Raw genomic sequence first — 12,776 nt, 5'->3', positions numbered from 1 at the left:
GCGGTTCACTCCTTCTTCTCCTCTTCTTCCACCCAGATCGCCTGGGCCGGGCAGAGGGCGGCGGCTTGCCGGACGTCGTCCGCCAGGCCGTCGGGTGGCTTCTCGGTGAGGAGTACGACGATGCCGTCCTCCTCCCGCTGGTCGAACGCGTCCGGTGCGCTCAGCACGCACTGACCGGAGGCCACACACTTGTTCTGGTCGACAATCACCTTCATCGGATCCTCCTTTCCCGCACGGCACTTGGCCGCGCTCACCAGGTGACAGGCAGCTCGTAGACGCCGTAGACGTTCCCGTCGTGCTTGAACGGGATCTCGTCGAGATCCACGGCGAGCTTCAATGTGGGAATGCGGCGGTACAGGGTGCTGTAGACGACCTGCAGCTCCACCCGGGCCAGCGGCTGGCCCAGGCACTGGTGGACTCCGAAGCCGAAGGCCACGTGGCGGCGGGGGTTGCGGTCGAGGTCCAGTTGGTCGGGGGCGGGGAAGACGTCGGGATCGCGGTTGGCGACGTCGTTGGCGAGGACGACGCCCTCGCCGGCGCGGATGGTCACGCCGCCGACCTCGATGTCCTCCAGGGCCACCCGGCGGCGTCCGCTGTGCACGATGGTGAGATAGCGCAGGAGTTCCTCGACCGCCGAGGCGACCACCTTCGGGTCGTCGCTCTCGCGCAACCGGCCCAGCTGGTCCGGGTGTTGGAGCAGGGCCAGGGTGCCCAGCGCGATCATGTTCGCGGTGGTCTCGTGCCCGGCGATCAGCAGCAGCATCCCCATGCTGGCCGCCTCACGCCGGGAGAGCTCACCGGCCCTGACCCGCTCGGCCAGCGTGGTGAGCAGGTCGTCGGCCGGGTGGGCGAGTTTGACGCCGATCTGCCGGTCCAGGTAGTCGAGCAGCTGCTGTGTGGCCACCCGTCCCTGCTCCACGGTGCTCGTGCGCTTGATCAGGATCTTGCTGTTGGCCTGGAAGAAGTCGTGATCGGCGTACGGGACGCCGAGCAGCTCGCAGATCACCAGCGACGGCACCGGCAACGCGAACTCCTGGACCAGGTCAACCGGCTTGGGCCCGGCGAGCATGGCGTCGATCAGGTCTTCGACGATCTTCTGAATGGCAGGCCGCAGCGCCTCCACCTGCTTGATGGAGAAGGCCGCGGTGACCATCCGGCGAAGCCGGGCGTGCTCCGGATCGTCCATGGTGATGAAGGTCCGCGACTGCCTCCGGCGCTCCTTTTGGGCCGGGCTCATGTGGGGGTAGTGCGGGAGGTTGCTCTCCGCGCTGATCCGCGGATCGGCCAGCAGGGCTCGTGTGTCCTCGTAGCGGGTGACCAGCCACGGGGTGCTGCCGTCCCACAGCCGTACGCGGCTGATCGGGGCCCGCTCCTGCAGGGCGTCCAGGGCCGGCGGCGGGTCGAACGGGCAGCGGGCCGCCCGGGGCATGGGGTAGTCCGGGACCTGCGCCGCGGGTGCGTCCGTGTTGCGTGCCGAGGTGGTTGTCATGTTCTCCGCCCTTTCCGGAAGTCGGACATGGGGCAGGCGCCGGGACCGGGGCCCGCCGCGCGTGGGCGCGACGGGCAGCGGAGCGGTCCCGCCTGCAGGAGAAGCCACCTGAGAGAGCCGACGGGAGGTTCAGGAGGCCGGCCCGCCGCCGGGGTCACCGGATCGCGGGGCGGCTTGGATCATCCGCTGGACGATCGGCAGGGCCGTACGCATGGCCTCACCCAGGGCCCGCACGTCCTGCTCGGACAGTGCGGTCATCAGGCCGGCCACCCGGGCACGCTGCGCGTGCCGGCGCTCGGCCAGCAGCGCTCGCCCGGCGTCCGTGATGGCGACGAGGCGGACCCGCCCGTCTTCGGGATGGGTCACGCGTGACGCCAGTCCCTGCTCCTCCAGCCGCTGGACCAGTGCGGTCATCGACGGTTGGGCGAGGCCCTCCGCGGCTGCCAGCGCGGTCAGCCGGATCGGCCCCTCCTGCTCCAGCCGGCTGAGCGCCGAGGCGGTGGTCAGATTCATGTTCTGCCGGTCCGACAGAAGGTGCCTGACCAGCCCGATGGCCAGCGCGTTCAGGTCCGCCGCCACCTCCCGGAGGCTCTCTTCAGGTGTCTCATCCATACCCCTTTCTATCACTTAGCTATATTTAGTGTCTATATAGGACGGTGATATAAATCCGGCCAGACGGCCACCTTCGAGACACCTTCCCGTGCATGCCTCTGCAGGCGTCAGGCCGTGGCGTGTCGACGAAGAAGCGCCGGGGGCAGCGGGGTAAGCACCCGACACCAGGCGGCGGCGCCGGGGGCGAGCCAGGCGGCGATTGTCAACGGCCATCGGGATGCCCAGGTAGGTGGCCGTGGGGTGTCCAGGCTGGTGGCCATCAGAAACCCAGACGTGTGGCCAGTGGTGTTCCCGGGGTGGGGTCAGTTCAAGGGGACCACTCCCTTCCCTGCGAGGGCTTCGGCGAGGCGATGCGAGTCCCCGGTGGTGGTCACGAGGTGAGCGTGGTGCATGAGGCGGTCGGTGCTCGCGCCTGCGAGGGTCTTCGGCATGATCGTGTCGAAGCCCGAGGGGTGGATGTTGCTGGTCACCGCGATGGACCGGCGCTCATAGGCGGCATCGATGATCCGGTAGAACGCCTCCGCGGCGTCCTCGCCGACGGGCAGCAGCCCGATGTCGTCGATGACGATCAGGTCGGCCCGGCAGATCCGGGCGACGGTGCGGGCGGTGGATCCGTCGACCTTCGACTTCCCGATCGCGGCGCTCAGCGTCTCCAAGGTGAACCAGGACACCCGCAGGTCCTTCTCGATCGCGGCCTGGGCGAGTCCCTCGGTGAAATGACTTTTCCCTGTGCCGCTCGGGCCGGCGATCACCAAGTTCTCTGCCCGACCGATCCATTCCAGGGTGATCAGGGAGTTCTGGGTGGGTTCGGGGATGGTGGAGTCCTCGGCCCGCCAGGAGCCCAGCGTCTTGCCGGTGGGGAAGTTCGCCGAGTGCTGTCGAAGGCGCCTGGTGGCCGCGTCGCGACCGGTGACTTCCTCGGATATCAGCAGCCGCAGGACCTCGGCGGGGTCCCAGCGTTGAGCGCGGGCGGTGGCCAGGACATCGGGGGCCGCCTTGCGCATATAGGGCAGCCGCATGCGGCGCATGAGCTTGTCGAGTTCCTCGGGCAGAGCCGGGGCCTGGGGGAACGTCATGGTTGCAAATTCCTTCGTCGGTCTGGTTCGGCGTCGATAGGCTCGCCGGGTGATCGATATGCAGGTGCGTGGTGACAGCGGCGACGTCATAGCCCGGGCCGAGAGCGGGCTGAAGTGGACTTCCGCATTCGGTGATTTGAATCCGGGACTGTTCCCGATGCTCTGGGGCCTGATTCCGTATGGGGATGCGGTCTTCAACCATCGACAGGTGTCGCTGCTGCGGGCGGAACTCGACCGGCTTCCGGCCGCTTGCGACGGTGACTGGGTTGGTCAGGCCCGCGAGTTGTGCCAGGTCGTCGAGCAGGGGTCACACCGCTATCTGTGGTTTGTCGGCGACTGACCGCGGAGTAGTGCGTCAACTTCCCTGAACTGATCGCCTACTGGCCCAGGGCCTGCCAGCCGATGGTTCCGTTCTGGACGGAGTGGGCCTCGTCCGCGCGGACGACCTCACCGGCGGGCTTGCTGTCCGCGATGTGTCCCAGGATCGAGAGCAGGTCGCCGTCGGCGAAGCGCCCGGCGGTCGCGGCCAGGCCGAGGGCCTGATCGACTTTGTCGTTGCCCAGAACGGTGGCCAGCTCGACCGCGCGTGCCATCTTGGCGCGGATGCGGGTGGCGCCGGCGGGCCCGGCTTCCTTGAGCCAGCGGCTGGCACCGGGGCCGATGCCCACGAACGCGATCTCTGCTTCCGAGCGCGGCTGCAGCCTCGGCTGGTGGACGCTGCGGCCGTCGGGATGGTCGGGATAGTGCTCGTCGATGATCTGCGGAACCCCGGGAGTGGAGAGCTGGTGGCGCCAAATCTCGGACAGGTCACCCGAGTTGGTGCGGGCGGTGATGGACAGTTCCTCACCGACGACCCGGCACCACACCTTCGCGCCGGTATAGCCCGGCGGGGTCGAATAGCGCACCGAGTTGAAGCTGATGGTGCGATCCGAGCCGACCAGCCTCTCCTCGCCCAGCGCAAGCGCGAGTGGCTCGAGGGGCAGAACATGCAACGTGGTGCGTTCGATATCGAGGCGGTCGGCAGGTATCTGCCCGGTCGCCCGGTGGCGACGCAAGTTCACCGCATCGCACCAGGTCCGGCAGGCATCCGCGAGCTCGGCGAACGAGTCGTAGGCCGGCAGCAGGTTCGCGTTCGTGGGCACCAAGTCGGCCTTCGCAATGCGGACGGTGGCCTCCGCGCCGCCCTTCGATTCTGGATCGTAAGGGACGCAACTGACCACCTGGCAGCCGTAATGCCGGCCTGCGGCGACCATTTGCGGGTGGCGGACCGGGATCCCGGCGATGTGCTCGACGGTCACCGTCTTCGCGTTGTCGGTCAGTACGTAGGTCGGTGCCCCGCCGATCCGGCGCAACGTGGTGTCCAGACAGGCCACCAACGTGCCCAACGTGCAGTCCCAGACCGGGATCACGACCCGAAACCGCGACCAGGACAGCCATGCGCAAAACAGCCAAGTCCGCCGCCCCGCGATGCGCGGTCCCTCGCCCCAGTCGAACTGCAGCCACCGGCCCGGCTCCGGAATCCACGGCCTGTACGTTCGGCGCTTGCCCGCCTTCCAGGCCGTCTTCGCTGCGTTCACCGCCCGCCTCGTCGAGCGTGCGCTGCCGCGGTAGCCCATCTTCACCAGCTTCCCGTGGACCACATCGGCGCGGATCGTCGCCTTCGACTGCTCGACCCACTCCTCGACCTTCTCCAGAAACGCGTCGATCATCTTCGGCCGCGGCTCTCGCTCATAAGGATTTCGCCCGCTGGCGCGGGCCTCGACATACCGCTTGACCGTCTTCGGATCGTGTCCCGCCAAGGCCGCCGCCGACCAGACCGTCCCGGTCAGGTCGTACGCCTCAAGGATTTCCATGATCTCTCTGTCAGACTTCGTCACAGGACCTCTCCGACCGACTGCTGATGCTCGCAAACACCAGCAAACCGGACGGAGGGGTCTCCTTGCAGATAAGGAAGCGATCAGGAACACCACAGGTCAGACGGCCTTCCACCTGGAATTCCGGTGGCCATCACCCTGGACTCAACTGACCGCACACCTGGACTTTGCCACGGCCGCCGTCAGCGATCGCGCGAGCCGGCTCGAAGCCCTCCTGCCGCGCCGGCCAGGTAGCGTCCCCGTGGGCGGCGGCGTCAAGCCGATTTGAGGGGCGCTCAGTAGCCGAAGATGCGAGGGGTGGTGGCCAGGCGTCAAGGTTGGTCGTCGTCGAGTGCCCTCCGACGGCTCCGAGACCGCCCGAGGTCACTACCCGACGACAGGTTCCAGGACGAACACTGGGAACTGCCGCGAGGTCTTCTTCTGCATCTCGGCGTACCTCGGAAAGACAGTGACCGCGCGCCGCCACCACTCGGCCCGCTCCTCGCCGGTGGCCTCATGGGCCGTCATGTCCTGCTTCACGGTGCCGTCCTGGAGTTCGACGTGCGGATCGGCCTTGATGTTGAAGTACCACAGAGGATGTCTGGGGGATCCGCCCAAGGAGCCGACCACCGCATAGTGCCCGTCGCACTCGACGCGCATCACCGGCGCCTTGCGGATCTTGCCGGTCTTGGCGCCCCGGGTGGTCATCACCACCACGGGCCACCCCGTGTCCCACAGCGTCGCCCCCTTGGTGCCGCCCGATTCCTCGTACGCCTCCACTTGCTCGCGCACCCACTGCGTCGTGCTGGGTTCATACTCGCCCTCGAGAGGCATGGCATCCGTCCCCTCGTCGTAGGGATGTTCTCGCACCATGCTCCAACGCCAGTGCATGTATCCGGCATTCCGGACAGAGGTGACCTCGCGCCTGAACAAGCCCGACCTGCCGAGGGCGAAGCAGTCGAACTCACGACCTGACTGACTTCGGGACCTACGCGCCCTGCTCTGTGAGTGTGACCTTCCGGCCCGTGCGCGCCGCCTCTCGGATCCGCTCCAGCATGCGGTGGCGCCGGACGGCGTGCCGGAAGTCGGGAACGCCGTCCTCGTCCGGCGCAAGGCTCCCGGTGATCTGGTCGCGCAGAAGGGCGTACTCGTGGGCGACGTTGCAGGCGGCTTCGGCGGATCGCTCGGTCCATTGCGTCAGCGACCGCTGATAGCGGGCGGGAACCGGAAGTTCAGCCAAGGTGCCGTCCTCTCCCCGGGCGCCGTACAGCCGCAGCCCCCCGTACCACCACTGGGCCTGGTCGGCCTTGACGACGAGATCGCCCTCCGTGCCGTTGATCTCCCAGTGAAACGCGGTGGCGCGGGACGTCCCACCGCGGATGTGCATCGCGGCCACGGCCCCCGACTCCAGCACCCCCGTGACGGCGATCTGGTCCTCCGCGCTCTTGGCCGCGACCGCCCCGCTCGTGACGTGGGTGACCTCCGGGCGCAGGTTCTCGATGTGAGCCGACGCCTCGCGGAACTCCCCGAGCACCATGGTCAGCGCGTCGACCGAGTGCCCGAAGGGGATCGACAGCAGCGTGGCGCCGCTCGTGACGTCCAGCACGTACGCGTAGGTGTCGTCGTAGGTGGCACCCCCGATCCAGCCCGACCCGAGCATGCTGGTCGACAGCACCCGCCCCACGTAGCCGCCGGCGACCAGGTCCCGCAGATACCGAAGCGGCGGAGCCGACCGGGCCTGCAGGCCGACAGCCGTGAGCACACCCTTGCGATGTGCGAGGTCGGCCAGCTCTTCGGCCTGCGCGAGGTCGGCACCGAGCGGCCACTCGCTGAACACCATCTTCCCCGCCTCCAGCGCGGGCCGGATGAGTTCCAGGTGGTGCGGAACCTTCACCGTCACCACCACGAGATCGACTTCCTCACTGCGGGCCAGCTCCTCTGCGCTGCCGAAGGCGAACGGCACCGCATATTTCTCGCCGGCCGCACGCGCCGACTCGGCGCTGCTGGCGCTCAGCGCCCGCAACGCGTATCCGTCGAGCCCGGCCAGCGCCGGCACATGGGCGGTGGCCGCCCACCCGCCGCTCGCGCTCAGACCCACGACACCGACGCGGATCGGCTCCCGATGAGGGGAAATGGACGTCATGTGCACCCCAGCGTTCGCAATCGCCTCTCTCGGAAGTGCCTCGCACAACGTGCGGGTTTCGAGAGGAGGCCGTTATCCCCATAGAGAAGCGAGCCTGCGCCATTCCTCCCTCGGGAGCTTGTCCCTGTAGGTGCCGGTGAGCACCTGGAGGGCCACGTGTTCCCCGCCTGCCTGGTGGAAGGTGTCGATGCGGTCGCGGATGCGGTTCTCGTCGCCCCAGGCGAAGACCGCGTCGATCAGGCGGTCGCTGCCGCCCGCGGCCAGGTCGGCCTCGGTGAAGCCGTGCCGCAGGAAGTTGTTGGTGTAGTTCGGCAGGGTGAGGTAATTGGCGAGGGTGTCGCGGGCCAGGGCGCGGGCCCGGGCCGGGTCGGTCTCCAGGATCACCTTCAGCTCCGGGGCGAGCAGCGGGCCCTCGCCGAGGATCTCGCGGGCCTGGGCTGTGTGTTCGGGCGTGACCAGGTAGGGGATGGCGCCGGCCGCCCGCTCGCCGGACAGCTTCATCATCTTCGGGCCCAGCGCGGCCAGCACCCTGCTGTCGGCGGCGACGCCGGCCTCGTCCAGCTCGTCGAGGTAGCCGGTCATCGCCGCGTACGGGCGGCTGTAGTCCTTCACCAGCGGGCCGTGGCTCACTCCGAGACCCACCAGGTAGCGGCCGGGGTGCGCCGATTCCACCTCGGTGAAGCCGGCCGCGGTCGTGGCGGCCTCCTGCTGCCAGATGTTCAGGACGCTGGTGCCGACGACGATGCGGCGCGTCGCCCCGATCAGCGGGGCGGCGTGGTCGGCGGTGCTGTTGTTGCCCAGCCAGATGGCGCCGTACCCGAGTTCCTCCAGTTCGGCCGCGGCCTCGTCCAGTTCGCCGCGCCGGGCGGGGTCCTCCGAACGCAGTTCGATGCTCCAGGCACCGTACCGGCCGACTCGCTGCTTCAGGGGGACTCTGGTGTCGCTCATCGGGTGTTCTCCCCGGGTGGTGGGCTGTGCCGTGATCATCACGTCTCCAGCCGCTACCGACCGGAGGACGTTCCGGTCGATTCTCGCCGTTCCCTCAGTTGGTCGAACGGTCATAAGACGTCGAACAGGCACGAGCCCGCCACTGCGGTGGCGGGCTCGTGCGTGTCGTCTACCGGACTCGGTACACCGGAACCGTGGTTAGCGGTAGCGCCAGTTCCAGTTCGGGTCTCTCATAAACGACCATCTGTGAGAGTTCTGCGAGACCCCCCGGAGCGATCACGTTTCCGCAGGTCGCCGTTCGCAAAAGCCCTCTCGAAACCCGCATGTTGTGCGAGGCACTTCTGAGAGACTGCCGCCATGGATCTCACGCCCGATCAGGCGGCATTAGCGGTAGAACGTCACGACTGCCCGAACTGTGACGCGCCCGCCGGCAGCGCCTGCCGCACCCGGGGCGGGAAGACCGCCGCGAAGTACCACACCCCCCGCTTCGTCCTCGCTCCCCCGCTTCGCGAGGAACTGGAGATCCCTGTCCCCGCCGACCGCGGCCCCGGCCGCTCGTGGAAGCAGGGCCCGGCGCTCGCGATCATGCCCGCGCCCCGCACCGAGCGGCCGGTGCGGATCGGGTACGCGAGGACGTCAACCGCGCGGCAGGAGCTGGCAAGCCAGCTCGAAGCCCTCCACCGGGCGGAGTGCCACAAGGTCTTCAAGGAGCAGATCAGCACCCGCATCAAGGTGCGGCCCGAGCTGGAGGCGGCGCTCGCGCTGGCCCGGCAGTTCAAGGAGGCCGCCCCGGAGACGCCGGTCATCTTCACCGTCCACGAGCTCAAGCGGCTCGCGCGCAACGCGGCCGAGCTGATGGCGCTCTCCGCCGAGCTCCAGGCCGGTGGCATCCAGCTCGAACTCCTCACCGGCCCGCTCACCGGGATCTACGACCCCAACGGCATGGGGGCGATGTTCTTCGCCGTCCTCGCCGCGGCCGGGCAGATCGAGCGCAACTACATCCGGGAGAAGACCCTCGAAGGCCAGGTCATCGCGGCGTCCAAGGGCAACCACGGCGGACGGCCCAAGGTCATCGACGACGACATGCTCACCTTCGCCATCGCGCTCAAGGACAAGGGCGTCCCCGTGCCCGAGATCGCGAAGAAGCTGGTCATCAAGACCGGGAAGAACGCGGGCAAGAACCCGTCGGTCGCCTCGCTCTACCGGGCCCTCGCGGAAGCCGAGGCCGCTGCGGCGGACGACGGCCTGCCGCTGCGACCCAAGCCCGTCCGCATCCGCCGGCCCGGGGACCCGCTCACCCCCGAGGAGATCGACCTCCGCGAACGCCTCCAGGTCCAGCCTCACCCGAACACGGATATCCGCAGCTAGGCCCCATGATCGATCTCAGCGCCAACGGCTACCGATGTCCCGAGGCCGGATCTCACGGCGCAGCCGCACCGGAGCGATCCGGTGCGGCTGCGCCGTCTCAGGGCTCCGCGTAGAGTCCCGGCAGGAAGTGCCCCGGCGGGGCCTCGCCGTATCACACTGCCCCTATGAGCGGGTTCCTGACTGTAGCTGTCTGACCAGGTGGAAGACCTCCCGTGCCGCGTAGCGTTTGAGGCATCGGACGATTTCGCGCCGGGTCTTGCCCTCGTTGATCCGGCGCTCGTAATAGTCCTGAGTGCGCGGGTCGACCCTCAGACGGGTGAACACGATGCGATGCAGCGCGGCGTTGCCCTGCCGGTCGCCGCCGCGGTTGAGGCGACGGAACTGCCGGCGTCCCGAGGAGCGCTCGACAGGACTGACCCCGCACAGCGCAGCGAAGGACGCCTCACTGTCCAGGCGTTCCGGGTTGTCCCCCACCGTGATCAGCAACGTGACCGCCGTGTCCGGACCGATCCCCACCACGTCGAGCAACTGCGGGGCATGGCACTCCACAAGCCGGGCAAGACGAGTCTCCACGTCCCGGATCTGCTCGGAGAGCTGACCGATCCGGTGAGCCAGCCAACCCAACGTGATCCGAGTCGCCTGCAGCACCGACTCCTCACCGGCCTCCTCGTGACCGCTCACGTCCGCGAACCGCGCACAGGTACGGAGGAGTTCTGCATTGCCCAGACCGGACAGTTCCTCCCGCAAGGCGGGGTCAGCAGTAATGAGGACGGACTTGAGCTGGTTTATGGCCTGGGTGCGGGCTTTGACGGCCGACGTCTTCGTGAGTTTGTACATTCTCGCGATCTGCACCGGCCCGTCGCCCGTTTTGGCCCGGGCGCGGGCTCGCCCGCTCAACACGGCTCGCGCCGCGTTCTGGGCATCAAGCGGATCTGATTTGCCGCGCCGCCGACGATCCGCCTGGTCCATCCAATTCACGTCAAACACGTCCACGCCCTGGGCCATCAGATAGCGAGACAGGGACGCCCCATAGGATCCGGTCCCCTCCACGCCGGCCCGCCCCACGGTTCCCGACTTCCTGGCCCACTTCAGCAGATCGCAGTATCCCGCCGCGGTGGCCGGGAACTCGCCGGTGGCGAGCACCGCCCCCGTCAAGGAAAGCACCGCAGCCACATGGGCATCCCGGTGCGTGTCCACGCCCAGCACCACCTCCCCCATAGGGCGATGACGGCGGGCCCGTGGAGCAGTCGCCGTACCTGACAGTACCGAACTGCACATGCCCGTTCCCCTTCCGGCCCGACGTATAGCGTTGCCGGTACCGGACCGCGTCGGACGGTCAGAATCGTGAGGACGCCACAAGTATCGACAGGCCCCTATTGGGACACACCCCGCCAGCCCGGCACCGGCAACGCGCCATCCCCGACCTACAGCCGACACTGTGTGATCGAGACACTTCGGTCAAAAATATCATGAGTCAGACCGTGGGCCCGGGACAGCACTAGTACGGCAGCTGTAGATAGCTGCCGGCGTGCTGTCTGTTCATGGTGTGGTGTCGGCGTACGCGTGCCAACGGCGGTGGCAGAGGCGGGCGCGGTGTTGGTGGCGGCGGCGCCAGGTGGACCACCACAGCAGGTGGGGGCGGTCTCGTCGGGGCGGCGGAAGGATCAAGGCCCGTCGCAGGCGGAGGAGTTCGTGGCTGCTGAGGGGGACGAGGTCGGCCTCGGCGGGGTCGTTCCGGCCGGTCTGGGCGGCACGTTCGAGAGCGGCGGCGACGGCCAGGAAGGCGTAGGCGACCAGGGCGATCACGCTCCAGCGGTGCCAGGAGTTCCAGCAGGTGACCTGCCCTTTGTCGAGGTGGCAGATCTCCTTCGCGTCCTGGAAGTCGTCCTCCACCCGCCACCTGCGGCACACCAGTGACACCAGTCGCGCCAGCGTCACCGGCCCGGGGGCGAAGCAGCGGTAGTAGGACACGGTGCGGGTGTAGCGGTGCCGGCGGACCAGCAGCACGGACGTCCCCGTGTCGAGGTCGTGCCCGTCAGGGGCGTCGTCGGCGATGACCTCGATCATTGCCCAGTCGTAGTCGCGTACGCCTTTCTGCCCTGCGCCGGTCCGCATCCGCTGCCAGGCCCGCTTCGGCAGCCGGGCGGCGACCTGGGCCACGCTCAGCCTCGCGGCCGGGGTGGCGACCTGGTGGTTGGAGCGCACTCCCACGACGTAGCCCAGGCCCAGCTCGCGGCAGGCGCTACGCAGCTCCCGCCCTCCGTAGACCTCGTCGCCCAGGAAGAACGAGGCGGGTATGCCCTGCCGGCCGGCGGTGCGGAGCATGTCCTGCGCGAGGTGGGGCTTGGTGGCGAAGCACAGCTCGTCGGGGACACCGGTCAGCTCACGGCGTTCCTCGTCTGCGGCCCACTCCTTGGTGAAGTACAGGCGCCGGTCGATCAGGCAGTGCCCGGCGGACGTGGCGAAGGTGAGGTGCACCGCGACCTGACACAGGGCGACTCCGCCGACCGAGCCGGAGTACTGGCGGGCCGCGGCCACTGCGTCGGTGGAGGACTTCGCGTCTCCCGTCTCGTCCGCGATCAGGATCCCGTCGCCGTCGTCGAGCAGGTCCACGGCCCAGGCCACCGTCCGCTTGAGCACCGCTTGTTCGTCCCACACCGCACGGGACAGCAGATGGTGCAGGCGGTGCGGGCCCCGCTCACCGATCGCTTCGTCGGGTAGCCCCGGCGCATTGCTGCGCCGGGGCCCCCTCAGAACCGGCCGTGCCCGCTTTCCAGGCAACCGGCTCAAGCAAGCCCCTCAGGCTCGCAGGCCTGCAGCTTTCCGGGCCTCACTGTCACTTCTGGTGAGCCTTCGGTGACAGTGAGCGTGTATGAGTCGAAGTACGGCTTGACCGTTCGGCGTGCCCTCTCCGGGGATGGTGCTGACTGCATGCCTACGCAGCGCCTTCCGGATGATGGAGAGCCATTGTTCCCATTCTGTCGGGCTCTGTGGCTCCCGGTCGGCGTGCAGCAGCAGGTCCCGGCATATAGGGCATCGGCCATGCTGTGCCTGCAAGAGGCGGAGCATGGCCCTCGAAACCGGGGGTTTGCTGCGGCGGCGCCGACTGGCCCAGTACTCGGCGAGGGACGGGTCATCCGGCGATGCCGTTCCCGTGACGAGTTGGTGCCGGACAATCTTGGTCCAGGCGAATTTCCGGAGATAGTAGCCGGTGTCCCTGCTACCAAACACCCATCGGTCCTGCCTGGCGGGGTTGAACATATCGAAGTGCCGGTTCACGACCCAGC

General features: G+C 68.3%; 12 protein-coding genes. 2 read left to right on the top strand and 10 right to left on the bottom strand.

Features of this window, described 5'->3' with window-relative positions; translation table 11 throughout:
* Nucleotides 1–5: 5 nt before the first annotated feature.
* From VXC91_RS23835 to istB, 4 genes are all read right to left on the bottom strand, one after another.
* Entirely contained in the window at nt 6–215 is a 210-nt protein-coding gene (locus VXC91_RS23835; protein ID WP_329509360.1) for a ferredoxin, read from the bottom strand.
* 35 nt (nt 216–250) lie between these two features.
* Entirely contained in the window at nt 251–1,489 is a 1,239-nt protein-coding gene (locus VXC91_RS23830) for a cytochrome P450 (protein WP_329509359.1), read from the bottom strand.
* A gap of 129 nt (nt 1,490–1,618) precedes the next feature.
* Complete coding sequence (locus VXC91_RS23825; protein WP_329509358.1) at nt 1,619–2,101, bottom strand: MarR family winged helix-turn-helix transcriptional regulator; 483 nt, start codon at nt 2,099–2,101, stop codon at nt 1,619–1,621.
* Nucleotides 2,102–2,403: 302 nt separating this feature from the next.
* Nucleotides 2,404–3,177, bottom strand: a complete 774-nt coding sequence (gene istB, locus VXC91_RS23820) for an IS21-like element helper ATPase IstB (RefSeq protein ID WP_329509357.1) — start codon at nt 3,175–3,177, stop codon at nt 2,404–2,406.
* A 58-nt stretch (nt 3,178–3,235) separates the two neighbouring features.
* Between istB and VXC91_RS23815 the strand changes: the two genes are divergently transcribed.
* On the top strand, nt 3,236–3,517 hold the full coding sequence (locus tag VXC91_RS23815; protein ID WP_329509376.1) for a hypothetical protein: 282 nt from the start codon (nt 3,236–3,238) through the stop codon (nt 3,515–3,517).
* 37 nt (nt 3,518–3,554) lie between these two features.
* Here VXC91_RS23815 and istA read toward each other — a convergent pair whose 3' ends face one another.
* The 4 genes from istA to VXC91_RS23795 all read right to left on the bottom strand — a co-directional run bounded on the left by istA (nt 3,555) and on the right by VXC91_RS23795 (nt 8,121).
* Complete coding sequence (gene istA / locus VXC91_RS23810; protein ID WP_408057456.1) at nt 3,555–5,030, bottom strand: IS21 family transposase; 1,476 nt, start codon at nt 5,028–5,030, stop codon at nt 3,555–3,557.
* Nucleotides 5,031–5,417: 387 nt separating this feature from the next.
* Complete coding sequence (locus tag VXC91_RS23805) at nt 5,418–5,864, bottom strand: nitroreductase family deazaflavin-dependent oxidoreductase (protein WP_329509375.1); 447 nt, start codon at nt 5,862–5,864, stop codon at nt 5,418–5,420.
* Nucleotides 5,865–6,018: 154 nt separating this feature from the next.
* On the bottom strand, nt 6,019–7,173 hold the full coding sequence (locus VXC91_RS23800; RefSeq protein ID WP_329509355.1) for a Gfo/Idh/MocA family oxidoreductase: 1,155 nt from the start codon (nt 7,171–7,173) through the stop codon (nt 6,019–6,021).
* A gap of 72 nt (nt 7,174–7,245) precedes the next feature.
* Nucleotides 7,246–8,121, bottom strand: a complete 876-nt coding sequence (locus VXC91_RS23795) for an LLM class F420-dependent oxidoreductase (RefSeq protein WP_329509354.1) — start codon at nt 8,119–8,121, stop codon at nt 7,246–7,248.
* Between the two features lie 357 nt (nt 8,122–8,478).
* Here VXC91_RS23795 and VXC91_RS23790 point away from each other — a divergent pair, with 357 nt between their 5' ends.
* On the top strand, nt 8,479–9,489 hold the full coding sequence (locus VXC91_RS23790) for a recombinase family protein (protein ID WP_329509353.1): 1,011 nt from the start codon (nt 8,479–8,481) through the stop codon (nt 9,487–9,489).
* A 162-nt stretch (nt 9,490–9,651) separates the two neighbouring features.
* On the opposite strand, the gene VXC91_RS23785 is transcribed toward VXC91_RS23790, so the two are convergent.
* Nucleotides 9,652–10,707, bottom strand: coding sequence for an IS110 family RNA-guided transposase (locus VXC91_RS23785; protein ID WP_329509352.1), 1,056 nt, complete (start codon nt 10,705–10,707; stop codon nt 9,652–9,654).
* 321 nt (nt 10,708–11,028) lie between these two features.
* Nucleotides 11,029–12,279 carry an IS701 family transposase gene (locus tag VXC91_RS23780; protein WP_329509351.1) on the bottom strand — a complete coding sequence of 417 codons (1,251 nt, stop codon included), beginning with the start codon at nt 12,277–12,279 and terminating at the stop codon, nt 11,029–11,031.
* Nucleotides 12,280–12,776 lie beyond the last annotated feature (497 nt).

Origin of the sequence: Streptomyces chiangmaiensis, assembly GCF_036281785.1 — a bacterium.
Taxonomy (GTDB): Bacteria; Actinomycetota; Actinomycetes; order Streptomycetales; family Streptomycetaceae; genus Streptomyces; species Streptomyces chiangmaiensis.
Note: the sequence above shows the minus strand (reverse complement) of the source record. Positions and strands in the feature narration are given on the sequence as shown.